The sequence below is a fragment of the Chitinophaga sp. genome (assembly GCF_039596135.1).
In the GTDB taxonomy this organism is placed as follows: Bacteria; Bacteroidota; Bacteroidia; order Chitinophagales; family Chitinophagaceae; genus Chitinophaga.
The window spans coordinates 38,610-63,913 of sequence record NZ_JBCNKH010000037.1 but is presented as its reverse complement, the minus strand read 5'-3'; the positions used below and the strand labels follow the sequence as shown (position 1 = coordinate 63,913).

The 25,304-nt window shown below is 46.8% G+C and carries 24 protein-coding genes and 1 riboswitch; of the genes, 14 read left to right on the top strand and 10 right to left on the bottom strand.

Annotation, left to right across the window (positions count from 1 at the left end):
• Positions 1–3: 3 nt before the first annotated feature.
• Genes ABDW16_RS20310 through hemA form a run of 3 tightly spaced genes read right to left on the bottom strand, consistent with a single transcriptional unit; the run spans position 4 to position 2,856 of the window.
• Positions 4–687, bottom strand: coding sequence for a uroporphyrinogen-III synthase (locus ABDW16_RS20310; protein ID WP_343672271.1), 684 nt, complete (start codon positions 685–687; stop codon positions 4–6).
• Complete coding sequence (gene hemC, locus ABDW16_RS20305; protein ID WP_343672270.1) at positions 677–1,597, bottom strand: hydroxymethylbilane synthase; 921 nt, start codon at positions 1,595–1,597, stop codon at positions 677–679. Before hemC ends, ABDW16_RS20310 begins: the two co-directional genes overlap by 11 nt.
• 5 nt (positions 1,598–1,602) lie before the next feature.
• The gene (gene hemA, locus ABDW16_RS20300) at positions 1,603–2,856 is read right to left on the bottom strand and encodes a glutamyl-tRNA reductase (RefSeq protein ID WP_343672269.1); all 1,254 of its coding nucleotides are present in this window, start codon (positions 2,854–2,856) and stop codon (positions 1,603–1,605) included.
• 233 nt (positions 2,857–3,089) lie between these two features.
• On the opposite strand from hemA, the gene hemH reads away from it, so the two are divergent.
• The 7 genes from hemH (at position 3,090) to ABDW16_RS20265 (ending at position 10,983) form a co-directional block, all read left to right on the top strand.
• Positions 3,090–4,127 carry a ferrochelatase gene (gene hemH, locus ABDW16_RS20295; RefSeq protein ID WP_343672268.1) on the top strand — a complete coding sequence of 346 codons (1,038 nt, stop codon included), beginning with the start codon at positions 3,090–3,092 and terminating at the stop codon, positions 4,125–4,127.
• Between the two features lie 2 nt (positions 4,128–4,129).
• Positions 4,130–5,470 carry a protoporphyrinogen oxidase gene (gene hemG, locus ABDW16_RS20290; RefSeq protein WP_343672267.1) on the top strand — a complete coding sequence of 447 codons (1,341 nt, stop codon included), beginning with the start codon at positions 4,130–4,132 and terminating at the stop codon, positions 5,468–5,470.
• A gap of 154 nt (positions 5,471–5,624) precedes the next feature.
• The gene (locus ABDW16_RS20285) at positions 5,625–6,740 is read left to right on the top strand and encodes a Re/Si-specific NAD(P)(+) transhydrogenase subunit alpha (RefSeq protein ID WP_343672266.1); all 1,116 of its coding nucleotides are present in this window, start codon (positions 5,625–5,627) and stop codon (positions 6,738–6,740) included.
• Positions 6,741–6,747: 7 nt separating this feature from the next.
• The gene (locus ABDW16_RS20280; RefSeq protein ID WP_343672265.1) at positions 6,748–7,059 is read left to right on the top strand and encodes an NAD(P) transhydrogenase subunit alpha; all 312 of its coding nucleotides are present in this window, start codon (positions 6,748–6,750) and stop codon (positions 7,057–7,059) included.
• Positions 7,060–7,062: 3 nt separating this feature from the next.
• Positions 7,063–8,439, top strand: coding sequence for an NAD(P)(+) transhydrogenase (Re/Si-specific) subunit beta (locus ABDW16_RS20275; RefSeq protein ID WP_343672264.1), 1,377 nt, complete (start codon positions 7,063–7,065; stop codon positions 8,437–8,439).
• Positions 8,440–8,521: 82 nt separating this feature from the next.
• Positions 8,522–9,904, top strand: coding sequence for an RNA methyltransferase (locus ABDW16_RS20270; RefSeq protein WP_343672263.1), 1,383 nt, complete (start codon positions 8,522–8,524; stop codon positions 9,902–9,904).
• A 68-nt stretch (positions 9,905–9,972) separates the two neighbouring features.
• A complete protein-coding gene (locus tag ABDW16_RS20265; protein WP_343672262.1) occupies positions 9,973–10,983 on the top strand; it encodes a LysM peptidoglycan-binding domain-containing protein in 1,011 nt (336 codons plus the stop codon).
• A gap of 99 nt (positions 10,984–11,082) precedes the next feature.
• Here the strand turns inward: ABDW16_RS20265 and fmt are convergent, their stop codons facing one another.
• Both fmt and ABDW16_RS20255 read right to left on the bottom strand, forming a co-directional pair.
• The gene (fmt, locus tag ABDW16_RS20260) at positions 11,083–12,015 is read right to left on the bottom strand and encodes a methionyl-tRNA formyltransferase (protein WP_343672261.1); all 933 of its coding nucleotides are present in this window, start codon (positions 12,013–12,015) and stop codon (positions 11,083–11,085) included.
• A complete protein-coding gene (locus ABDW16_RS20255) occupies positions 12,005–13,168 on the bottom strand; it encodes a DUF1343 domain-containing protein (protein WP_343672260.1) in 1,164 nt (387 codons plus the stop codon). Before ABDW16_RS20255 ends, fmt begins: the two co-directional genes overlap by 11 nt.
• Positions 13,169–13,302: 134 nt before the next feature.
• Here ABDW16_RS20255 and ABDW16_RS20250 point away from each other — a divergent pair, with 134 nt between their 5' ends.
• Positions 13,303–13,731 (top strand): peptidylprolyl isomerase, encoded by a 429-nt coding sequence (locus ABDW16_RS20250; protein ID WP_343672258.1) that lies wholly within the window; start codon positions 13,303–13,305, stop codon positions 13,729–13,731.
• Between the two features lie 32 nt (positions 13,732–13,763).
• Here the strand turns inward: ABDW16_RS20250 and ABDW16_RS20245 are convergent, their stop codons facing one another.
• A complete protein-coding gene (locus ABDW16_RS20245) occupies positions 13,764–13,982 on the bottom strand; it encodes a cysteine-rich CWC family protein (protein WP_343672257.1) in 219 nt (72 codons plus the stop codon).
• Positions 13,983–14,096: 114 nt separating this feature from the next.
• Positions 14,097–16,382: a 5-methyltetrahydropteroyltriglutamate--homocysteine S-methyltransferase gene (gene metE, locus ABDW16_RS20240; RefSeq protein ID WP_343672256.1), complete on the bottom strand. Its 2,286-nt coding sequence runs from the start codon at positions 16,380–16,382 to the stop codon at positions 14,097–14,099.
• Between the two features lie 22 nt (positions 16,383–16,404).
• A riboswitch (cobalamin riboswitch) is annotated at positions 16,405–16,543 on the bottom strand.
• Positions 16,544–16,679: 136 nt separating this feature from the next.
• Between metE and pepT the strand changes: the two genes are divergently transcribed.
• The 3 genes from pepT (at position 16,680) to ABDW16_RS20225 (ending at position 19,248) form a co-directional block, all read left to right on the top strand.
• Positions 16,680–17,924: a peptidase T gene (pepT, locus tag ABDW16_RS20235; protein WP_343672254.1), complete on the top strand. Its 1,245-nt coding sequence runs from the start codon at positions 16,680–16,682 to the stop codon at positions 17,922–17,924.
• A 185-nt stretch (positions 17,925–18,109) separates the two neighbouring features.
• Positions 18,110–18,826, top strand: a complete 717-nt coding sequence (locus tag ABDW16_RS20230) for a MotA/TolQ/ExbB proton channel family protein (protein WP_343672253.1) — start codon at positions 18,110–18,112, stop codon at positions 18,824–18,826.
• Between the two features lie 8 nt (positions 18,827–18,834).
• Positions 18,835–19,248 (top strand): biopolymer transporter ExbD, encoded by a 414-nt coding sequence (locus ABDW16_RS20225; RefSeq protein WP_343672252.1) that lies wholly within the window; start codon positions 18,835–18,837, stop codon positions 19,246–19,248.
• A gap of 206 nt (positions 19,249–19,454) precedes the next feature.
• On the opposite strand, the gene prmC is transcribed toward ABDW16_RS20225, so the two are convergent.
• A complete protein-coding gene (prmC, locus tag ABDW16_RS20220) occupies positions 19,455–20,312 on the bottom strand; it encodes a peptide chain release factor N(5)-glutamine methyltransferase (protein ID WP_343672251.1) in 858 nt (285 codons plus the stop codon).
• A 77-nt stretch (positions 20,313–20,389) separates the two neighbouring features.
• Here prmC and ribD point away from each other — a divergent pair, with 77 nt between their 5' ends.
• From ribD to ABDW16_RS20205, 3 genes are all read left to right on the top strand, one after another.
• The gene (ribD, locus tag ABDW16_RS20215; RefSeq protein ID WP_343672250.1) at positions 20,390–21,382 is read left to right on the top strand and encodes a bifunctional diaminohydroxyphosphoribosylaminopyrimidine deaminase/5-amino-6-(5-phosphoribosylamino)uracil reductase RibD; all 993 of its coding nucleotides are present in this window, start codon (positions 20,390–20,392) and stop codon (positions 21,380–21,382) included.
• A 136-nt stretch (positions 21,383–21,518) separates the two neighbouring features.
• Complete coding sequence (locus ABDW16_RS20210) at positions 21,519–22,655, top strand: hypothetical protein (RefSeq protein ID WP_343672249.1); 1,137 nt, start codon at positions 21,519–21,521, stop codon at positions 22,653–22,655.
• A gap of 9 nt (positions 22,656–22,664) precedes the next feature.
• Positions 22,665–23,261 carry a YigZ family protein gene (locus ABDW16_RS20205; protein ID WP_343672248.1) on the top strand — a complete coding sequence of 199 codons (597 nt, stop codon included), beginning with the start codon at positions 22,665–22,667 and terminating at the stop codon, positions 23,259–23,261.
• Positions 23,262–23,273: 12 nt separating this feature from the next.
• Here ABDW16_RS20205 and ABDW16_RS20200 read toward each other — a convergent pair whose 3' ends face one another.
• The gene (locus ABDW16_RS20200; protein ID WP_343672247.1) at positions 23,274–24,170 is read right to left on the bottom strand and encodes a 3-hydroxybutyryl-CoA dehydrogenase; all 897 of its coding nucleotides are present in this window, start codon (positions 24,168–24,170) and stop codon (positions 23,274–23,276) included.
• A 381-nt stretch (positions 24,171–24,551) separates the two neighbouring features.
• A complete protein-coding gene (locus ABDW16_RS20195; RefSeq protein WP_343672245.1) occupies positions 24,552–25,217 on the bottom strand; it encodes a carboxypeptidase-like regulatory domain-containing protein in 666 nt (221 codons plus the stop codon).
• Between the last annotated feature and the right edge of the window lie 87 nt (positions 25,218–25,304).

Here is a 25,304-nt window from a genome sequence, read left to right as displayed (position 1 = left end):
GTCTCAGTTATGATTGTTAAAATAAGTTATTGCAGTTTGTATCAGTTGTGCGGCAGCAGGTTTGCCGGGATTGACAACGATATTGCCGGTATATTGTTGCAGTGCCTGTGCGGTGGTGTTGCCGATGGCAAAACAAATAGTATGATCTTCCGTTTTATTCGCAGCAAAGAAGCTGTGAACGCCGCTGGGGCTAAAAAAAAGAATACCATCAAAATTCCCTGAAAAAGAAGGGGTCACGGCGATGGTTTCATACACAACTATTTCCTTCAGTTCAATACCTCGTTGCCTGAGCAGGTCAGGCAGTTCATCACGGCGCTGGTTACCACAAAAAAACAACACAGCTGGGCTATCAATTTGTGCTGCCAGTGCAGCTGCATCATGGGCTGTGGCTAAGACGGCGGCCTGTGGAAAGGCAGTTTTCACAGCTTCCAGTGTAGCGCCTGCCAGGCAGTAAACCTGTGTTGGTTGTGCAAAGTCCTGTATACTGGTCACAGCATGCGCACTGGTAAATACACAGACACTATCAGTTTGTAACAGATCTCTGATCTCTTCCTTTAATGTAGTGGTGATAACAGGCTGTATCCGGATAAATGGTTGTACAGTGATCTCAAAGCCTTGTTCGGCGGCCGATTCCAGCAGTGGTGCCGGCAGATCTTTTGTACTTAATATGCGGTAATTACCTTGCATTTTTAATTTGTGCTACGATTTTATCCCCTCCTTGTGCGAGAATCTTTTCAGCAGCGCTTTTACCAATAGATGCCGCCTCGGCTAAAGGAGCACTGCTATCCACTTTTAGCAATTGATCCCCATTCAGGCTGCACAGCTCACCACTAAATTCTACCACTCCATCTTTAATAGCTGCATACGCACTGATCGGCGTGGTACAGCCACCCATCAGCGTACGTAAAAAATCGCGTTCTATGCGTGTGCACAATGCAGTAGATACATCATTCAGTGCTTCCAGTGCCTGATGGCAGTAATCATCATTTTCACGGCATACGGCAACTACCGCTCCCTGTGCAGGTGCCGGCAGCATCCAGTCAATTTCTACAGAAGTAACAGGTCGTACTCCAATTCTTTCCAGGCCGGCAGCGGCAAAGATGGCGCCATCCCACTGTTCATTTGCCAGTTTATGCAGGCGTGTATTCACATTGCCCCGCAGGTTATGCAGCTGATGCTGTGGATATTTGCGCAACCACTGTGCTTTGCGACGTACGCTACTGGTAGCAATATTTGCAATGTAACCCGGTTGGTCCAGGAAGGCAGTATCTGTTTTATATACCAGCAGATCCTTTACAGGGCCCCTTTCGAGTACAGCGCCCTGTATAATACCTGTAGGCAGTTGAGTGGGAACGTCTTTGAGAGAATGTACGGCAATATCAATCCGGCCGTTCAGCAATGCGATATCAAGGCTTTTTGTAAATATACCCTGTACGCCTATCTCATACAGTGGAGTGACGAGGTCTATATCGCCTTCGCTTTTTATGGGCACCAGCACAGTGGTGTATCCCTGTGCTTCCAGGAGGTCTTTAACTTTATTAGCCTGCCACAGTGCGAGCTGGCTTTCCCGTGTGCCGATCTTAATTTCTTTACTCATTATGATTAATCCTGCTTAACTCCTGCCTCAAATATATCGTTGATCATGGAGATGTACTGATCACTTTTATCAGTTTCCCGGCGCACTTTTCCAGCCATCAGGTTGATCATTTTCTGGATGATACGCGACGAGACAGCTTCCATATCTTCCAGTTTATATTGTGCACCGTTTTTTTGCTGTTGAATTTCTTTGGTATGAATTTCCTGCAGCTTATCTTTTACGGCTTTGAGTACCACTGCATGCTTGCGCATTTTGTACCAGTAGAGGAACTCGTTCATATGCTCTTCGATAATAGCGAGTGCTTTTGGCACTTCCTGCTGGCGCATCTGCAACGTTTCGTCCTGTATCCGGGACAGTTCGTCTACATTTACCAGTGAGATCTGGGGGAGTTCACTAACTTCCGGTGCCACATTGAAAGGAATAGAGAGGTCAATAATCAGCTTAGGACCTGATCCTTCAAAGTGTTGTTTAAGGATATTGGGTTCCGGTGCATTGGAGGCGACCAGGATAATATCTGCCCTGTTCAGCTCTGCTGCCAGGTTTTCGTAGGGGGCATGGCGCAGGCCATGCTGTCTTGCAAATTCTTCGGCAGTGGAGAGTGTTCTGTTTACCAGTGTCACATCCTGTACACCGAGGTAATCCATCATATTCTTGATGGTATTACGGCCTATTTTTCCTACACCTACCAGTAAAATCTTTTTATTGAGAATATCCGGCACTTTGTATTCCAGCATACGTACAGCGGCGAAGGCGACTGATACGGTGCCGGCACTGAGAGCGGTTTCATTTTTAATCAGTTTTGATACCTGCAGTACACTGTTTACAAGTCGCTCCTGGAAACCGCCAAGGCATCCATTGGTTTTCGCGAACTTTGTAGCATTGCGGATCTGACCGATTATTTCATAGTCACCCAGGATCTGAGAATCGAGACCGGTACCTACCTGGTACAGGTGCTTGATAGCATCTTCGCCTGATTTAACATAGGAAAGCTGGCTGAAGAGGTTGCAATCGCCATTTGTCTGGCGACACACCATTTCTACCAGTTGTTGTGGATCTTCAGCAAAGCCATAGATCTCTGTTCTGTTACAAGTGGAGAGTACGAACACGTCATCGAGGTACGCAGTTTTTGCCTGCTCGAGCAATTGCCCGTATTGTGCCTCATTGATAGCGAACGACCCCCTTATAGCTGCATCTGTCTTTTTATAGTTGATACCAACTATATGATAGTGGGCTATATCCTTTGATTGACTACCCTGCATTGTTTATTATAAGCTTCCGGTGCAAAAATACATTCATACGCTGCAACATCAGGCTTCAGGCTGTCATTAGTTAGTCATTTCCACTGATGGTGATCAGCATTAGCGGAAAAATGATTTTTATCAGTTTGTGCGCTAATTCTGATCAGATGGGCCTTAATCTGTTATTTCAACAATTGTATGACATTTTCAGGGCGCCAAACCTATTACATTTGCATCAATTTTTAAAGAGACGAATGGAAGCTAAATCTGATATAGGAATCATCCTGATGAACTTAGGTTCACCGGATTCTACGGCTGTACCCGATGTAAAGCGATATCTGAATGAATTTTTGATGGACAAAAGGGTGATCGATTATCCTTACCTGTTCCGTTTATTGCTGATCAAGGGTATCATAGTACCCCGGCGTGCACCGAAGTCCGCCGAGGCATATCAGTCTATCTGGTGGCCGGAAGGCTCTCCCCTGATCGTGCTGACAAAGCAGTTGCAGAATGCTGTACACCACGACCTGGATATGCCGGTAGAAATAGCCATGCGTTATGGTAATCCCTCCCAGGAAGCGGCCTACGAAAACCTGTTGCAGCAGAACCCGAACCTGAAGGAAGTGGTATTACTGCCACTGTACCCCCACTACGCCATGTCATCTTACGAAACGGCGGTAGAGCATGCGAAGAACGTATATAAAAAGAAGAAGTACCCGTTCAAACTCACGGTGGTACCTCCTTATTATAAAGAACCTGATTACATCAATGCGCTGGCAGAGAGCATGCGTCCTTACGTATCTAAGGACTTTGATCACCTGCTGTTCAGTTATCATGGCGTACCGGAAAGGCATATACACAAAGGCGACATCACAGGTAAGCATTGCCTGCAGGTAGCCGATTGTTGTCATGTAGATTCTCCGGCACATGAATTCTGTTATCGTCATCAGGTACATATTACTGCAGAACTGGTAGCCGAAAAACTGAAAATTCCACGTGACAAATGGAGTGTATCCTTCCAGTCCCGGCTGGGAAGGGAAGAATGGCTCAAGCCATACACTGCCACAAAATTGGAAGAGTTGCCAAAGCAGGGTGTAAAGCGCCTGCTGGTAGCTTGTCCGGCTTTCGTATCCGATTGCCTCGAAACGCTGGAAGAAATAGCGGTGGAAGGAAAGCATTCTTTTATCAGTAGTGGCGGAGATAGTTTCACTATGATCCCCTGTTTGAACATACACCCACTGTGGGTGCAGGCAATCGTGAAGTGGATGGGGGCATTGCAAGCCAATAATTAATCATGGATACACATCAACCTGTTATCATTGTAGGCGCCGGTATTGCCGGGCTAAGCATCGCCTACGAGTTACAGAAAAAAGGAATCCCTTATCAGATACTGGAGGCAGGAGATAAGGCCGGAGGCGTGATCCGCTCTTTGCATATCAATGGCTATGAGCTGGATGCAGGACCTAACTCTATTGGTGCTACGCCGGATACGTTGTCGTTTCTCACAGAAATCGGTTTAAAAGATGCAGTGATGGAAGCGACAGCTGCCAGCAAAAATCGTTTTCTTGTAAGAAACGGACAGCTGCATGGTATCTCGCCCAACCCGGTAAAGATTCTCAGCTCGAAATATGTAAGCGGTGGCGCCAAGTGGCGGTTGTTCACTGAAAGTTTCCGCAAAGCAGATAAAACAACACAGGAGGAATCTGTATCTTCTTTCGTGACCCGTCGCTTTGGTGCGGAGATCATGGAGTATGTGTTTGAACCGGTGTTGTCTGGTATTTATGCAGGTAATCCTGATAAGTTATCTATACAGGAAGTGTTGCCCATGTTACCAAAGTGGGAAAAGACCTATGGTAGTGTAACCAAAGGGATGATGAAGAGCAAAGGTGAAATGGGTGGCCGTAAGATCATCGCTTTCAAAGGCGGTAACCAGGTATTGCCTGAGCGCCTGGTATCCCTGTTGAATACCCCCATTAAACTGGGTTGTAAGGTAACGGGTATTACCCGGGGTACTACAGATTATATCGTGCAGTATGAAGAACATGGACAAACGCTGCAGCTGAATGCGGGTCATGTGATCCTATCCACACCATCTTATGCTACCGCAGGGGCGATTGCCGGCCTGGATGCAGGATTGTCTGCCACTTTAAAAGACCTGCATTATCCGCATATGGGTGTATTGCACCTTGGTTTTGGCAGTGAAGCAAAGGATAAGATTCCGGAAGGCTTTGGTTTTCTCGTACCACATGCGGAGAAAAAACATTTCCTGGGGGCCATTTGTAATTCAGCCGTATTCCCGTCAAGAGCGCCGGAAGGAAAGGTATTATTTACCGTTTTCGTAGGTGGTGCACAGCAGGAATCATTGTTTGACAGGATGGGTGCTGCACAATTGCAGGAAACCGTGATCAAAGAATTCATGGAATTGCTGGGATTGACCACTCCCCCTGAATTGCAGAAATTCAGTGAGTTGCAGAAAGCCATTCCACAGTTGAATGTAGGATTTGCAGTGACGAGGGAACAGATTAAAACATTTGAACAAAAGTACCCGGGAATCATAGTGGCGGGGAATTATGTGACGGGAGTTTCCATACCGGGAATTATATCAGGAGCAAAGGACATTGCAGCCCGCATTTAAATAAAAGAATTTTCTAAAAAAAAAGATCCTGCCAGCGGCAGGATCTTTTTTTTAGAAGAGGTTTGCATTTTGCCTGCGGCGGGAATAAATTGTTTCGATAGCGTTTTTGTTTATGGCAAAAAGAACCGTAAATTCAGTACATAAATTCCACTGAATGATCATAGGGGTTCTAAAAGAACGGCTACCAGAAAAAAGGGTTTCTTTAGTACCGGACATAGTAAAGCAGCTGGGAAAACAGGGCGTAACTGTTTGGGTAGAACCAGGTGCGGGCGCAGCCGCTTTTTATGCCGATGATACCTATATACAGGCCGGGGCCGCTGTCAGGTCCAGGGCCGACATCCTGCAACTTTCTGACCTGGTATGCAGCATACAGATTCCGGAAGACTGGCAGTTACTCCGGGCCGGCACTACCTTAGCAGGTGTTTATCAACCATTGTATCACCACGAATTAATGCAGCAATGGGCTGCACATCCACTCACTACTTACAGTCTTGACAACATACCCCGAACTACCCGCGCACAATCGATGGATATACTGAGCTCACAGGCTAACATTGCCGGTTACAAAGCGGTATTGGTGGCAGCAGTCTCGTATGGCCGTTATTTTCCCATGTTTATGACTGCGGCAGGCAGTATTGCACCTGCCAAAGTATTGATCCTGGGCGCCGGTGTAGCCGGGTTACAGGCCATTGCCACCGCACGCAGACTGGGCGGAGTAGTCGAAGTATTCGATACCCGACCGGCGGTGCGGGAAGAAGTGATGAGCCTTGGCGCTAAATTCATTGCCGTAGCAGGTGCTGCCGATGCCTCGCAGGCAGGCGGTTACGCAGTAGAGCAATCCCCGGAATATAAACAACAACAGGAACTCCTGATCGCCGCCAGCATCGCCAAAGCAGACATCGTTATCACTACTGCACAGATACCGGGAAAACGCGCACCGCTACTGGTGACAGAAACCATGATCAACAGTATGCGTCCCGGTAGTGTGATCGTAGACCTGGCCGCAGCTACAGGTGGCAATACCGCCTTCACCAGGGACCAGGCCACCATCCTGCACAATGGCATTACCATCATCGGCGACTCCAACCTCGCAGCCAGCATGCCGGCCGATGCCAGTAAACTGTATGCTAAAAATGTATTCAACTTCCTGCAGCTACTGATCAAAGAAGGCCAGTTAATCAACAATCTGCAGGACGATATCGTAAAAGGCACCTGTATTACACACGAAGGAGCAGTGATCAGTGAAAGACTGCAGGCAGTATTAAAATAATAGCACAATGGACATGCTTTCGTTTTTCGAACAACATATGGAGATGACCTATGTGGTGATCCTCTCCGTTTTCCTGGGTATAGAAGTCATTTCCCGGGTACCGTCGGTATTGCATACACCACTGATGAGTGGTGCCAATGCTATTCATGGTGTGGTGATTATCGGTGCCATCATCGTGATGGGAGAGGCGGAGAAAGATAATTACCTCGCACTGATCTTAGGGTTCCTGGCTGTTATACTGGGTACACTGAATGTAGTCGGTGGTTTTGTGGTCACAGACCGTATGCTGGAAATGTTCAAGTCAAAGAAAAATAAGTAGCCCATGTTATCATTGATCTATCTGATTGGCGCTGTTACATTTATTGTTGGTCTGAAAATGTTAAGCCACCCCGCCACTGCCCGCAAAGGCAACCTGATAGCCGCGGGTGGGATGACTATCGCTATACTGGGTACCATCTTTTTGTATACGCGCAATGGGGAACCCCTGCATAATTTTTGGTGGATAGCAGGCGGATTATTAATAGGTGGGGTAATCGGATTGGTATCGGCAAAGAAAGTGAAAATGACAGCGATGCCGGAGATGGTGAGTTTGTTCAATGGAATGGGTGGTGCCTGTGCGGCATTGATTTCAGTAGTGGAATTTGAGCATGTAAATACAGAAACCAAAAGCCTACATTTACTCATCATCTTTGCCGGATTGATTATAGGAAGCGTATCATTTGCAGGATCAGTGATTGCATGGGGAAAACTAAATGGTAAGATCAAAGACATCGCCTTTAAAGGGCAGCATATTTACAATATATTATTGCTGGTAGTCATTGTAAGTGTCACGGCATTCGTGATAGGGGTGCAACCGGTTACGATGGTGTGGTGCATGGTGGCAGTGTTGTTGTTATCGCTGTTATACGGAGTGTTTTTTGTGTTGCCCATAGGAGGGGCAGATATGCCGGTGGTGATATCATTATTGAATTCTTTTACAGGCGTGGCAGCGGCTTGTGGCGGTTTTTTGTACAATAACCCGGTGATGCTGACAGGTGGTATACTGGTTGGTTCTGCAGGTACGATTTTAACAATACTCATGTGTAAAGCCATGAACCGTTCCCTGAAGAATGTATTGATTGGCAGTTTTGGTGGGGGGGCTACAGCCAGTAGTAATAAAGAACAGGGAGCCTATCGGGAAATTGGATTGGCGGATGCAGCTGTGGTGATGGCTTATGCACACAAAGTAATGATCGTGCCCGGGTATGGATTGGCGGTAGCACAGGCACAGCATGCCTGCCATGAACTGGAAGTATTGCTGGAAGGAAAAGGAGTAGAAGTAAAATATGCCATTCATCCGGTGGCGGGAAGAATGCCGGGACATATGAATGTGCTGCTGGCAGAAGCAGATGTACCCTATGAGAAATTGCTGGAAATGGAACAGGCCAATCCTCAGTTCAATACAACAGATGTAGTGTTGATATTAGGTGCCAATGATGTAGTTAACCCGGCGGCAAAAAGTGATCCTGCCAGCCCTATTTATGGTATGCCTATACTGGAAGTGGAAGGTGCCAAAACAGTGATCGTAAATAAAAGAAGTATGAAGCCGGGCTACGCCGGCATTGAGAATGAATTATTTTTCAGACCAAAGACGGCGATGTTGTTTGGAGATGCGAAAGCCGTGATGCAGCAGTTGATTGCTGAGATAGCGCAGGTGTAAGTACCTGCAACTGCCGGCACCCATTTAAATTTATCTGCGTCCATCATACCTTTATTTTCAGTATTTTGCCTCAAAAAGCGGGTTGGAGCTTCCAAAAAAATTTACTGATAGTCTGATTTCGCTGCCTGAAATGGATTTGGCAGCTTTTTTGCGTGTACATGCGGCGGAAGAAAAGGTAACTTCGCTGCGTATCAATCCGAACAAGATAAAGGATAAGAACACGACGGAAACAATATTGGAAGAACTGGCAGCCAGGGGGTATAGCCGGGTTCCATGGACGACTGACGGGTATTATATGGCTGAAAGGCCGTCTTTTACATTTGATCCATATTTTCACGCAGGGGCCTACTATGTACAGGAAGCTTCTTCCATGTTCCTGGAACAGGTATTACGGCAGGCATGTGACCTTACTGCTACCCTCAGAGTGTTGGACCTCTGTGCAGCACCGGGTGGCAAGTCCACACTGTTACAATCCCTGATCAGCCCGGAGAGCCTGTTGGTATCCAATGAAGTGATCAAAACCCGGGCAGCGCTACTGGGAGATAATATTACGAAGTGGGGTGCTGCCAATGTGGTAGTCACTAACAATGATCCGAGGGACTTTGGCAGGTTGCCGGGTTTCTTCGATGTGATGGTGGTAGATGCGCCTTGTTCAGGTTCAGGGCTGTTTCGCAGGGAACCGGAGGCGATCAGTGAATGGTCAGAAGAAAATGTGATGCTGTGTAGTCAGCGACAGCAAAGGATCCTGGCCGATGCCATGCCGGCGCTGAAAGAGGGTGGAATCCTGATCTACGCCACCTGCTCTTACAGCAGGGAAGAAGATGAGGAAATCATGGACTGGTTACAGGCTAACTTTGAGCTGGAAAATATACCGGTGCTATTGCAACCAGACTGGCACATTGTAAAAACCGCTGCAGAAGGATATCGTTTTTATCCTGATAAAGTAAAGGGAGAGGGATTCTTTATCACCTGTTTCCGCAGAAAGTCAGGCGAAGAATATAATGCTAAGAAACAACGGAATACACTCACAGCAGTTGACAAAAAAGACAGGGAAAAGGTAGCACCCTGGTTACAGGATAGTGAAGGCATCTATATGATGGCACACCAGGGAGAGGTACTATTATTCCCGGAAATAATGCAACCAGCTGTTTCCGTATTGCAGCAGCACTTATATTTGCGAAAAGCCGGGGTGAAGGCTGGCCAGTTAGCCGCAAAGGAACTGATACCCGATCACCAGCTGGCCATGAGCCCCCTGGTGGCCAGCGATGTGCAAAAAGTAACATTGACCCGTGAGCAGGCATTGAAATACCTGAGAAAAGAAGATCCTGCAATTGCTGTCGGTATAAAAGGATGGGCATTAATGCAATATGGAGGAATGTCGCTGGGCTGGGCCAAGGTATTGCCAAACCGTATCAATAATTATTATCCTAAAGAACTCCGTATTCTGAAAGAAATTCAGGCTTGAAAATCCGTTTAGGTTTCAAACCTAAAATATTTATAATTTAGTTGCCCGAAAGGTATAAACAGCGAAGTATGGTAAAATCGTTCATGACATTAGCAGTACTTGTATTATCAGTAGCAGGCGCACATGCACAGGATATTATCCAGGTGCAGGGCACTTCTCCTGACTTGTATGTATTGCATACGGTGAAAAAAGGTGAAACTTTATATAGCCTGGGCAGGACATTTAGTCTGCCTATCAAGGATATAGCTGCGGAGAATAACATCTCTGCCGATAAAGGTCTGCAGCTGGGGCAGAATGTCAAAATCCCGCTGAATAGTTCGAACTTCTCCCAGAAGGCGGATGCCGCAAACAGTGGTGCGCCATTGTATCATAAAGTAGAAGCCAGTGAAACATTGTATCGCCTGAGCCTCAATCATAACAAGGTGCCGCTGGATAATATCCGCCGCTGGAACAATATGACCGGCGATGGATTGAAGAAGGATACTTATGTGATTGTCGGTTACCTGAAAGGTAGTGGTGGTGGAGCAGTAGCACATACGCCTGCACCAACTCCGGCTCCGGCTAACAATACGCCAGCACCAGTAAATAACACACCAGCTCCTGCGCCAGTGAATAACACACCTGCTCCGGCCCCGGTTAGTACCAACAATCCGGCACCTCCGAAAGAGACTACGCCTGCACCGGCTAATAATACGCCTGCGCCAGTGAATAATACACCAGCTCCTGCAGAGACCACGCCGTCCAAACCAGTAACTACCTCAGGTGCTACATTTGAATCACTGTATTTACAGCAGACCAGCAATGGTAAAAATGCAACTACTGAAAAAGGCCCTGGTGGCTGGTTCAAGAGCAATGCTGCTGCCGGAAAATATTATGCTTTGCACAATACAGCGCAGAGAGGAACGATTATTAAAGTAACCAACCCACTGAATGGTAAATACATCTATGCGAAAGTATTGGAGACCATTCCGCAGATCAAGCAGAATGCCGGTTTGATTATTAAACTGAGTGATTCAGCGTTGGAGGCATTGGGTACAAATGATCCGAAGTTCTATTGTGAATTGAGCTACGAAAACTAATTTAGAGAAAGCTTATTGCTTTTGCGACAGCAAAAGCAATAAGCTTTCTCCCTGCAAAAAAAAAGACTTCATCTTCGATGAAGTCTTTTTTTTTGCTTATTAATTCGCTCTGAATCCTCGTAAGAAAGCCTCAATATCCATCCGCTTCTTCCCCTCTATCTGTATCTCCACCAAACTCAAATACCCATCACTCGCCGCTATCTTCAAATAACTCTTCCCATCCGTCACAAACTCTCCAGGCGCTACCGAAGGCGTCGTCTTTTCTTTCAGTGCCTTAAAAATCTTCACACTCTTCCCCTGCAAGATAGTCCACGCCGTAGGATAAGGACTCAATCCCCTTACGAGATTATAAATATGATCAATAGAATCTTCCCACTTAATCTGGCAATCCTCCTTAAAGATCTTTGGCGCATGCTTAATATCTTCTGCTTTCATCTGCGTCTGCGGAGTTTCATGTACATCACCCGCAGCAATCGCCCGCACCGTTTTTAGCAGTAGTTCAGCCCCTGTAGCCATCAACGCATCATGCAGTTCTCCCGCCGTCTCATCTTCCCGAATCGGCACTGCCTGGCTAAACATCACATCACCCGTATCTATCTCATGTTGTAACTTAAAAGTCGTTACACCAGATTCTTTTTCTCCATTGATAATGGCCCAGTTGATCGGTGCAGCCCCTCTATAATTAGGCAGCAGCGAACCATGTACATTGATAGTTCCTAACCTCGGCATATCCCACACTGCCACCGGCAGCATACGGAACGCCACTACTACCTGCAGGTCTGCTTTCAATGCACGCAACTCTTCCAGGAACTCCGGGTTCTTCAGCTTCTCTGGCTGTAATACACGTAACCCCTTACTCACAGCATACTTCTTCACCGCGCTCTCCTGCAGCTGTAACCCACGTCCAGCCGGCTTATCCGGCGCCGTAACCACCCCTACTACATTAAATCCATTCTGTACCAGGATATCCAGTGATGCCACTGCAAAATCCGGTGTACCCATAAATACGATCCTAAGAGAATCACTCTGCATATAGTAAATATTTCTTCCTGATAGTTTTAAAATGACTCAAAGCCGGTTCCCAGCTCTGACGGATAGCAGCTTCGCTCAATCCCTGTTTGATTTGTTGCTGCAAGGTAGTATTCCCTGCCAATCTGTTGAAACTGCTGATAAAAAATTTATCCTTATTGGGGAACAACTGATAAGCCTGAATGAGCCATTTGAGTTGCACCTGGTTGCCCATCTTTGCCCTGCTCTCTGATGGCGTACCTGTCAGGTTGTATCCATAGCAGGTTATATCCTTCAGTGGAGGTTCTTTCGCCCCTTCTGTGCTGTGTGGTGTAAAGGAATACAAATTCTTGGGAAACTCAGGGCTGCCAAACACCTGGAAAGGCAGATCTGTACCTCTGCCCAGGCTCAGTGCAGTGCCTTCAAAGAGGCATGTGCTGGGATAGAGGTAAATAGCTGCCATGTTAGGCAGATTGGGAGAGGGTTTCACCGGCAATTCATAATACGTATGGTGATCATACTGCTCACAGGTGATCACGGTCAATTTACATTGCACACCATTCTTCAGCCATTTTTCCCCGTTCAGGAGTTTGGCATATTCACCTACAGTCATACCATGTACAATGGGAATCGGTTGCATGCCTACAAAAGAGCGGAGGGCAGTATCCAATACAGGGCCATCTACATAGTGACCATTTGGATTGGGTCTGTCGAGTACAATAAGCGGTTTATTATTTTCGGCGGCAGACTCCATCAGTTCCTGCAGGGAGGAGATGTAAGTATAAAAACGACAGCCAACATCCTGTATATCAAAGATGAGGATGTCAACATCTTTGAGATCACTGGCATCAGCTTTACGATGTTTGCCATAGAGCGATACAATGGTGAGGCCGGTAGCCGCATCTTTGCTGTTGCCTATTTTTTCGCCTGCGTCTGCTTTGCCCCTGAAACCGTGTTCAGGGCTGAAAATCTTTACGATATTCACCTTTAGTTTCAATAGGGAATCTACCAGGTGAGTGTTGCCGATAGTGGCTGTCTGATTGACCAGCAGGGCGACTCTTTTGCCTTTGAGCAGGGGAAGGTATGCTGTAGTGCGGGCTGCCCCTGTGGTAACCTGTGCTTTTGCGGGCAGCAGGAGAGCCGCAGAAATAATGAAGGAGAGGAGGAATTTATACATAGGATCAAAAATAGTAAAATTTAGAGGCTAAATTTCCTATAATGCAGACAGAATGCACCTGAACACTTGGCACTTTAATCATTTTTCTTACCTTGCAGGTAATAAGATTCCTAAACACTTAACAATTTATTTTTATGCAAGCAGTTAAAAACGGAGATACGGTGCGTGTGCATTATCATGGCCGTCTGACCAACGGAACTACATTTGATTCTTCCGAAGGCAGAGACCCGCTGGAGTTTCAGGTTGGCGCCGGTATGGTTATTAAAGGCTTCGACAGTGGTGTGGTGGATATGAAACCAGGCGATAAGAAGACTTTGAACATTCCCGTTGAAGAGGCTTACGGTCCAAAGAACGAGGAGTTGATCATGGATTTCCCTAAGCAGAATATTCCGGAAGACCTGAATCCCCAGGTAGGTATGGAACTGCAGATGAGCAATCCTCAGGGTCAGGTATTTCCTGTGAAAGTGACTGCCATCAGCAGCGAATTCATCACCCTGGATGCGAACCATCCACTGGCTGGTGAACCATTGGTCTTTGATATTGAACTGGTAGAGATCGTATAATCAAGGATATTAAAAGAAAAAGGGTGTTTATCTTATGGTAAACACCCTTTTTCTTTTAATATGGATTTGTATTTTTCTTTCATTTCTTCCATGCAGGAAGCGCATAGGCAACCTGAATAGTTTTGAGCTATGTAGGTGCGTTCTTCTTCTGTAAGAGTTACTGCCTGGCATTGGCAACGAAGAATAGTGCCGACCCGGCATTCGAATGTTTTGTTGCAGCGTGGACAGCTGATTGTTTCGTGTTCTGCCATAGCTTAAAGATACGAAAATATAGCGATTGTCTGTAACCCTTGCTCCGCAAGAGTTACAGACAATCGCACGCCCACTTTATGGAACAGTTTCGCTGTTCCATAAAGTGGGTTCAATCAAACTGGTTGCTTAATTGCAATCCTCATCTGCTGCGCAGCAGTCACCATATTCCGCAAAGCCTGTTCCGTCTCCGGCCACTTCCTTGTTTTTAAACCGCAATCCGGGTTTACCCAGATATTCCTTGCAGGTAATAACTGCGCCGCTTTTTCAAGCAATGCCGTCATTTCCGCCACGGTCGGTACTCTCGGCGAATGAATATCATACACCCCAGGCCCAATTTCATAAGGATACCTGAATGTTGAAAACACCTCCAACAATTCCATTTGTGATCTTGATGTTTCAATTGTAATCACATCTGCATCCATCGCTGCAATGCTATCAATGATATCATTAAATTCTGAATAGCACATATGTGTATGAATCTGCGTCGCATCTTCCACGCCGGAAACCGCTACCCTAAAGGCGCGTACAGCCCATTCCAGGTATGCTCCCCAATCCGCCCGGCGCAGTGGTAAGCCTTCCCTGATAGCAGGTTCATCTACCTGTATCACCCGGATACCTGCCCGTTCCAGGTCGTTGACTTCATCCCTGATGGCAAGTGCAATCTGTAAGGTCGTGGTAGCACGTGGCTGATCATCTCTCACAAATGACCATTGTAAAATCGTTACAGGCCCTGTCAGCATGCCTTTCATGGGTTGCCTGGTCAGCGATTGTGCATAGCTGCTCCAATCTACTGTCATTGGTGCCGGGCGTGATACATCTCCATAAATGACCGGTGGTTTTACACATCGTGAACCATAACTCTGTACCCAGCCATTCTTCGTAAATGCAAATCCTTCCAGTTGTTCACCAAAATATTCCACCATATCGTTCCGCTCAAACTCCCCATGCACCAATACATCCAGCTGCAATCGCTCCTGTAACTGTACTGATTCCCCAATCGCTTTCCGGATCGCTGCATCATATGCCGATGGTGTGATCACTCCTTTCTTTACATCTGCCCGCAGTTTACGGATATCTTCTGTCTGCGGAAATGAGCCGATGGTGGTAGTAGGAAACAACGGTAATTTCAGCACTGCTTCCTGTGCCTGCTGCCGGATGGTAAACTCGCTTTTACGATGGGCATCGCTATCTGTCAATGCTGCCAGACGGGCTTTTACAGCTGGTTTGTGAATGATATCTGCCGTGGCTCTTGCCTGCATAGCTGCTTTATTGGCTGCTAATGCAGCAGTATCTCCTGATTTCAGATCACCCAGCTCATACACCTTTTGTTTTGCAAATGCCATCCAGCTTTTCAACTGTGGTGTCAGCTCTTCCAGGTCCAGGTCATACGGTGTATGCAATAGAGAACAGGAAGTGCCAATCAGCACCCTGTCTTCACCAATTGCCGTCACAGCACGTTGAATTAATTGCTGACTATTCTCATAATTATTCTTCCAGATATTTCGTCCATTTACCACACCCAGTGAGAGTTGCAGGTGTTTTGGAATATTCGTTAAAATCACTTCCAGTTGTTCCGGTGCACGTACCAGGTCAATATGCAATGCCTGTACCGGTAGTTTCAAAGCCAATGCAGTATTATCCTGCAGGCTGCCGAAGTAAGTAGTCAACAACAATCTGGCGGATGAAAGGACGGCTGCAATTTTATTGTAAGCATACTGGAACAGGGATTGCTGCACAGGTGTCAAATCCAGCACCAGCGTAGGTTCATCTATCTGGATCCAGGTGGCTCCTGCTTTTTCCAAAGATTGTAACAGGGAAATATAAACAGGTATTAATTGATCCAGCAAATCAGCTACCTGCAATTTTTCATCCTTAATTTTGCCCAACAGTAAAAAGCTCACAGGCCCTATGATCACAGGTTTGGTATGAATGCCCAACGCCTTTGCTTCTTCAAATTCTTCCAGGGCTTTGTTATAAGCTAATGTATATTGCTGGGTACCATCAAACTCGGGCACGAGATAGTGATAATTGGTATCAAACCACTTTGTCATTTCCATGGCCGTGAGGTCAAACCCATTTTTCTGGTATCCACGGGCCATACCAAAATACAATTCAGGACTATTAGGAGCCACCTGCGTAGCCTGCAATGCCTGAAACCGGGCAGGAATGGTATTCGTCATCAAACACATGTCCAGTACCTGGTCATAATAAGAAAAGTCGTTGGAGGGGATCAGGTCAATCCCCGCATTGTGCAGGGTTTCCCAATTCTGACGGCGAAGCAGCCGGGCAGTCATCTGCAATTTCTCCAAAGAGATTTTGCCAGCCCAGTATGCCTCGTTTGCTTTCTTCAATTCTCTGTTGCTACCAATACGCGGATAGCCGGGAACGTTGGTTTGCATACTTGCATCATTTAAAAAAGGTGAAAAAATATCTGCCTGCGACAAGTATCTGGCTTCATGACAATAACACGTCATTTTACAGTTGCGCGTCAGCCCGTGATTTGCACACGGTTCCATACCGCAGTACAAATTTCTATACAAACCTATGAATAAAGATAAAATGAACTATTTAAATTAATTTATTTAGAGTATTATTCTATTTAAATAAATAAAACAATTCGCTTGTACTAATTTTAATCAAAATGTCAGTATCAAATAGTACATTTCTCTTTTCTCCATATTTCTTACGTTTGCACTATGTTCACTAATTACAAATACACCGTTATCGAGCGCTTTCTGCGCTACGTTCAGATAGACACACAGTCCGATCCACTGAGCAAAAGTTTTCCTTCCACAGAAAAACAAAAAGACCTGGGTCGCCTGCTCATACAGGAACTGCGCGAAATGGGTATTACCGATGCTGAAATGGATGAACATGGTTATGTATTCGCCACCATCCCTTCCAACACCACCAAAAATGTTCCTGTGATCTGCTTCTGTTCCCACATGGATACCAGCAGCGATTGCAGTGGTACAGGTGTAAAACCCATCATCCACATGCATTATGAGGGTGATGACATTGAATTGCCGGAAGATAATACCGTTATAAAAGCTGCCCTTCATCCATACCTCGCCTCCAAAAAAGGTGACGACATCATCACAGCCGGCGGCAATACGCTGCTGGGTGCAGATGACAAAGCCGGTGTAGCCGAAATCATGGATGCCGCGCACTACCTGATGGCGCACCCTGGAATCAAACACGGTACTATCCGCATCCTTTTCACGCCAGACGAAGAAGTAGGCCGCGGGGTGGAAAAACTGGATATGTCTAAACTCGGCGCTACCTTTGGTTACACGCTCGACGGCGGCGAACTGGGTTCCCTGGAAGACGAAAGCTTCAGTGCCGATGCTGCCAAAATCGTGATCGAAGGGGTGAGTGTACACCCCGGTACTGCAAAGAATAAACTGGTGAGTGCCATCAAGATAGCTTCAGAAATCATAGATGCGCTGCCCAAAGACAGTCTCTCGCCTGAAACCACCGAAGACCGCGAAGGCTTTATTCATCCTGTGCGGGTGAGCGGAATTGTGGAACATGCTGAAATTGATTTTATTCTCCGTGACTTCGTCACTGCCAAACTAAAAGACCACGCAGCTTTCCTGCAAAATATACTGGATAGGGTCATGTCAAAATATCCCGCTGCCAGCGCGAAACTCACTGTCACAGAGCAGTATCGCAATATGAAAGAGGTGCTGAACCTGCACCCGCAGGTGACTGCTCATGCAGAAGAAGCCATCCGCAGGGCAGGGGTAGAACCACTGAAAATGATTATCCGTGGCGGAACAGACGGTTCCCGTCTCTCTTTTATGGGGTTACCATGTCCTAACATCTTCACCGGCGAAATGGCCCTGCATAGCAAATATGAATATGTGAGCATACAGGATATGCAAAAGGCAGTACAGACAATCGTACACCTTGCACAGGTATGGGAAGAGAAGAGCTGATACAGAAAAAAAATACCAGATTCACATCTGGCATAGAAATGGCAGGAAGAGGAGTTGCATGCTGCACTCCTTATGTATAGGGATAATATTTTAGGGACATATACGTTAAATGTTTACATAATATTGGTATCTTTCCCTGCTTGTTGCATTTGATGTAATACTTTTGCAAGGTTAAATTTTTATTCATGCTCTTAGGATTAGTAACATTACTCCAGGATTCCTTATTATCGCCCAAGGCCGATACAGTGGCTGCAGGCACAGATGCCGCCGCTGTTGCCGCCAAGCATCTCAGTTTATTAGACCTGCTGGCAAAGGGTGGTATCCTCATGATCCCTCTCGGGATTCTCTCCGTTATCGCAGTTTTCTCTTTTGTGGAAAGGTACCTCACCATTTCCAGGGCGGGCAAACTGGAAGATAACTTTATGCCAATGATCCGCGATCATATCTCCAATGGCAATATCACTGCTGCCCGTTCTTTGTCAAAGAACACCAACAGCCCTATTGCCCGTATGATCGACAAAGGTATACAGCGTATAGGTAAGCCTATTGAGAGCATTGAAAAATCCATGGAGAATGTGGGTAAACTGGAAATCTATAAGATGGAAAAGAACCTCGTGATTCTCTCCATCATCGCCGGTATTGCGCCTATGTTCGGATTCCTGGGTACCATTGCCGGTATGATCCAGACTTTCTTCAATATCTCTATCACTTCCGATATTACCCTGGGTACCATAGCAGAGGGTATCTATGTGAAGATGGTAACCTCTGCGAGTGGTCTGATTATTGGTCTGGTGGCCTATATCGGTTACAGTTTCCTGAATGCGCAGATAGATAAGACGATCAATAAGATGGAAGCAGCTTCTGCTGAGTTTATAGATATTTTACAGGAGCCAACCAGATAATCAAGCTTATGAACTTACGCAACAGAAGAAAAAATCACGTGGAGATGCACAGCGGGGCGCTGAATGACATCTTGTTCATTCTGCTGCTCTTCTTCCTGATCGTATCCACGCTGGCCAATCCGAATGTAATCAAGCTGACTTTGCCTAAGGCAAAGAGCAATACCAAGTCTAAACAGACGGTGGTTGTCAGCATCAATGATAAAAGGGAATTTTTTGTGGGTACCAACAAGGTGGCCTTTGGAAGCCTGAAGCAGATGCTCGCCGCAGCTATTGCCCGCGATTCCAAGGAAGTAGATCCTACTATTGTGGTAAATGCAGAAAAATCAGTTCCTGTAGAGGATGTAGTATCTATTATGGAGATTGCGCGCGAAATAGGGGCCAGGGTTGTACTGGCTACTACCAAACCGCCGGAAGCTAAATAGGTCTAACGAATATACCAACACGAAATTCAAAACGGCTCCGGACCACCTAAGTTCCGGAGCCGTTCTTTTTTTGCCAATTGAGAAGTAATAAAAAAGTTAGTTCGCATGCAGGTTATAGAGACTGCTGCTATAAAGACCGGGCATTGCTACCAGGGTTTAAAAATCAGGAATGTTAAAGTTTACTACCCTGCTCTAAATCTGTTGTGTTAAAGTTTCGTAGCCCTCACCATCCTATCCTTTCCAAAAAGATCCTGTTTCAATACCACATTGCCATAGCCCTGCTCCTGCAACAACTTCACGGTCTCTGCCCCATATGCCTCATTGATCTCAAAATACAACCCACCCCCGGCTGGCAATTTCTCCTGCCCCAACAACCCTATCCTGCGATAAAACCGAAGTGGATCATGATCAGGTACAAACAGCGCAATACCCGGCTCGTAACTCACCACCTGTTCCTGCATACCCGCACTTTCATGCTCGCAGATATAAGGCGGATTACTCACAATAATATCAAAAGAAGGCAAAGACTCCGTAGCATCGGCGTCCAATACATCCACCTGCTCAAAATTAATATCCAGCGATAGCTTCACTGCATTCTCCCGGGCCACCTTCAATGCCCCGGCACTTATATCAATAGCACTCACAGTAGCCCCAGGCAAATTCTTTTTGATCGCCAGCGGAATCGCCCCACTCCCCGTACCTATATCTAATATACTGGGCTGCGTTCCCGCCATCCTCACATCCTTAATAATCCACTCTGCCAGTTCCTCCGTTTCCGGCCTTGGAATCAGCACATCCGGGGTAACGCGAAGTTCCATCCCATAAAACCAGCTCGTTCCCGTCACATACTGCACCGGTTCATGCCTGAGCAGGGCAGCTAACGCATTTTCAAATTGAACCTCCTGATCGGCAGTGAGTGCTGTATCTTTATAAACGATCCTGTCCATTTTGCCAAGGCCGGTAATATGCTCCATTATTATATGGGCCATACTGGCGGCCTCCCGATCGCCATGGATGGGGGTTAGGGCAGAGACGATGTGTACAAATGCGGCCTGAATGGTCATAAGCTCTGGTATAAAAAAGGGAAATTCCCTGCGTAAACGATATTTTTGCAGGCAAAAGTAAAGATACAAACACTATCATGGACTGCCGTACAGATGAATTTTTCATGTCCCGTTGTATTCAGCTGGCTACCCTGGGAGCCGGGCATGTAGCCCCGAACCCTATGGTGGGCGCGGTGTTGGTACACGGGGGCAGGATAATAGGAGAGGGATACCACCAGCTATACGGGCAGGCACATGCCGAGGTGAATTGTGTCAATTCTGTAAAAGATGCCGATCGGCACCTGATCCCCACCGCCACCATGTATGTGAGCCTGGAGCCCTGTGCACATTATGGTAAAACCCCGCCCTGTGCCAACCTGATCGTCAACGAAAAGATCCGGGAAGTCGTGATTGGCTGTGTCGATACTTTCAGCGCCGTAGCCGGAAAGGGGATCAGCATCCTCCAGCATGCCGGCGTCATCGTGCGGACAGGTATCCTGGAAGCCGAATGCAGGGCGCTGAACAGCCGCTTTTTTACATTTCATGAACAACAACGCCCCTATATTATATTAAAATGGGCCCAGTGCCAGGCAGGGTATATGGGAACGGAAGACGGGCATCCGGTACGAATCTCCAATCAATATGCTGACAGACTGGTACACCGCTGGCGAAGTGAGGAAATGGGCATCCTGGTAGGCAGCCGGACTGCCGTTATGGATAATCCCCGGCTCAATAACCGCCTCTGGACAGGCAAAGATCCCTTACGGATTGTGATAGACCCGCACCACAAAGTACCGCTTACCCACCACCTGCACGATGACAGTCAGCCGACCCTCTTTTTCAGGGGGCATAGTCTCACACAACTGATGCAGGAACTGCATGAGCGCCGGGTGCTCAGTGTACTGGTAGAAGGCGGTGCTACCACCCTCACCAGGTTTATAGAAGCAGGATTGTGGGATGAGGCACGGGTGATCAGGGGAGCCATCACACTGCCAGGCGGCCTATCGGCACCCCGGTTGAAGAATGCAAAGTTAACTGCCGAAACCCCGCTACTGGGCAATCATATTTTTATTTACCACAGGGAACAATAATATGTACAAATTCAGGGCTCCAATATGCATATGGTTATTCATACTTTGCTCACTGCAGGCAGTGGGCCAGGGTGATAAATGGACCGGTACCTGGCATATGGATTACACCCCCACCGGAAGCTCCAAAACTATCAGCATGGAATTGCAGATCGGTGAACCTGCTAATAAAATGCTGTATCCGGCCCTCCTCAAAATGAGTTACGGCTCATTTTCCGGTGCCTACGAAGTGTTGTTGTGTAAAAAGAACGACCACGAACTCGGCATTGGCAGAAATAAGTACCCCATCTCAGAAACGCCGTTCAAAATTGGCGCCTGGATGCTGTACCTAAATGGCACACTGGATTTTAAACCCAATGGTATTTCGGTAGAACGTATGTGGATCAACTCTTTCGAGTTGTACATGCAGGGCTTTTATCATGATGATGAAATCTACGCCACGATGAAAGACTACCTGCGCGAACTGCTGTCAAAGAAACCCATCCTGTTAAAGAAGAAAGATAACATCTCCTGGAAAAGTCCGGATACCTATCGCATGATTCATCCGGAAGGTGATTCCATTTATTTCGGGGTCTATGATAAAGTCACCGTGTACGATTCCATCATCCCTGTATTTATCAGGGACGAAGATGTAGACGACAAAGACACCGTGACCTTTGTGCACAATGGTAAGACCGTGTTGAACCAGCAATACGTGAGTCCCGGAGGCTCCCTCTTCCAGGTGAAACTGGATACGGGCATGAATATATTGGGATTCTTCGCAGACAATTTTGGCAGGCTCCCGCCAAACACTGGTTCCTTCCGGATCAAGACGGATAGCGTGGCAGCGATTTACGATTTTCATGACAAGTCCAATTACTATGCTACCTTTTTGATAGCACAGGTATACAGGCAGGCCAAACCACAGCAACCCGTACCCATAGTGGATAATAGGGTGACGGAAAGACGTAACAACCTGCTGGACCAGGTCACCGTCAATACCGGTGAGGTAGAACTGGAATTGTGGGATGATGCTGCCGAAGATGGCGACAGCATTTCCATTCGCCTGAATGACAAATTCATAGTAAGTGGATTCCCCGTATTAAAACGCAGACAAAAATTATCAGTTACACTCCAACCGGGTGAGAACCGGATGATATTACTGGCAGACAATTTGGGGAGTATTCCGCCCAACACTGCCGTGATGAAAATTACAGCAGGTAAGACCAGGAAATATGTGCGCATAAAGACGGATCTGAAGCAGAACAACCTGCTGGTGATCAATTATACCCCTTAACAACTAGGCATGGAAGTTTATTTTACTATAGAAAAATCAGCAACGGCTGAATTTAAGGACAGGGGCAGTAAGTTCCTGGCTTATGCATGGCCGGTGAAGTCGGTAGAGCAGGTGAAGGAATGCCTGCAGGAAGTGAAAAAAGAACACCCCAAAGCTACGCATCATTGCTTTGCTTACAGACTGGGTACAGATGGTGTACAGTTTCGCGCCAGTGACGACGGAGAGCCTTCAGGCACTGCCGGAAAACCCATACTGGGGCAGATAGACAGCAAGGGACTGACAGATACCCTGGTGGTGGTAGTCCGCTACTTTGGCGGTACATTGCTGGGGGCACCAGGTCTGATCAATGCCTACAAGATGTCGGCATCGATGGTACTGCAGGTGATTCCTGCGGTGCAGAAGAATGTGGAGGTAAAGTATCACCTGAGTTTTGACTATACGATATTGAATAATGTGATGATGGTGGTGAAGCAACAGAATTGTACAGTGTATGCGCAGGAGTTGCAGCTGTTTTGCAGTATGGACGTCGGGATTCCGAAAGCTGTGCAGGAGCTGGCGTTGCTGAAGTTGCAGGATATTCATGGATTGGAGATAAAGAAGGCTTAGCGCCTTCTTTATTTATTTAAAACGATCGCTGACGATCAGGTCTTTGTTACCTTTTTCATATTTGTAAAATCCTTCCCCGCTTTTCACACCCAGGTAACCGGCTGTTACCATATTTACCAGCAGCGGGCAGGGGGCATATTTCGGATTCCCAAATCCATCCTGCAATACCCGAAGGATAGAAAGGCAGACATCCAGTCCGATAAAATCGGCTAACTGCAATGGGCCCATGGGATGGGCCATGCCCAGTTTCATGACGGTATCAATTTCTGCGACACCTGCCACGCCTTCGTAGAGAGAGCAGATGGCTTCATTGATCATGGGCATTAAAATCCTGTTGGCAATGAAACCGGGGTAGTCGTTCACTACACAGGGTACTTTGCCTAATTGTATGGAAAGGGCGGTGATGGTGTCGGTGACACTTTTTTCTGTTGCATAGCCATTGATGATTTCCACCAGTTTCATGATAGGTACAGGGTTCATGAAGTGCATGCCGATTACCTTGCCGGGGCGTTTGGTAGCAGCAGCGATTTTAGTGATGGAAATGGAGGAGGTGTTGGTGGCGAGGATGGCGTCTTGTTTTGCATACTGATCCAGGTCCTGGAATATTTTTAGTTTCAGGGCAGTGTTTTCAGTGGCGGCTTCTACGACCAGGTCGGCGTTTTGCACGCCGGTGGCCAGGTCAGAGGTGGTGGTAATGTTGTGTAAAGTTTGTGTCTTTGTTTCGGGCGTGATGGTTTCTTTTGCTACCTGTCTGTCAAGGTTTTTTTCGATGGTTTGCAGGGCGCGTTCCAGTGCCGGTGCGGAGACATCGATCAGGGTAACGGTAAAATTGTTTTGGGCGAAAACGTGAGCGATGCCATTACCCATGGTGCCGGCGCCGATCACGGCGATATTTTTTGATGAGAACATGGAATTGAATTTGGCCAAATTTAAGTGAATATGGCATTGAAAATTCATTTCCGTTTAGCGCCTCAATGCAAAACCGTCCTCGGCGCCGCAGGCATCCCAATGCAAGACTGCTTTTTTACCATCGTAAGCATTCTCTCAATGCAAAACCGTCCTCGGCGCCGCAGGCATCCCAATGCAAGACTGCTTTTTTACCATCGTAAGCATTCCCTTAATGCAAAACCGTCCTCAGCGCCGCAGGCATCCCAATGCAAAACTGCTCTTTTACCACCGTAAGCATTCTCTCAATGTAAAACCGTTCCCTCAGCGCCGCAGGCATCCCCCCAACGTCAAACCGCCTCAACCGCGAAGCGGTTGAGGCGGTTTGACCAATATTTAAATATCTTAATACCCGTATCCGTACGAATTATTACTCTTACTCTTGAAATCCCCTCGCTTCCACGCCTGTATAAACTGCGCCCATGCCAACGGATTCATAATATTCTGCGGCGGCAACTGTCCTGCATAATACAGGTTCTGTGCCTGCCTGTTAAAATACATATTCGTCGCCTCAGCCGCATCTGGCGGCACATATCTTGAAACAGCCCGCAATTTCGCCTCTTCCGTATTCTTCCTGGCCAGCTCATACTGATCATCCGGAATATCCATACTTACAAACGCTTTTTCAAACTCTTCTTTGGAAGGATAAGGTTTGATAATTGTCACCGGCAGGTAAGTAGTATCATCTACCATGAGTTGCAGCAGGGAATAAGCATTACCTGGCAGCGTAGTAGGAATTCTGAATTCTTTTCTTTTATAACCAATTGCAGAGAAGGTCAGTGTATCACCTTTAAATGCCACAATAGAAAACACCCCCTGTGGATTGGAGATGGTACCCCTGTTTTGCCCTTTGATGAGAATACTCACTGCTGGAACGGCTCTGAGGCTGTCTGCCGTCATTGTAATACCTGAAATCTGGATGATGCTATCCTTGAACTGCGTTAACTGTGCTTTCAGCAGAAAAGGTAGGAACAAAAGCGAAAACAGTATGTAGGAAATCTTCTTGTGCATGCCGCCTCTAAGATAAATGATTTGAATTAAACATAAGCCATAGGAATGTTTTTCCTGTACATATAGATGGATGAACGGAAGCAATTG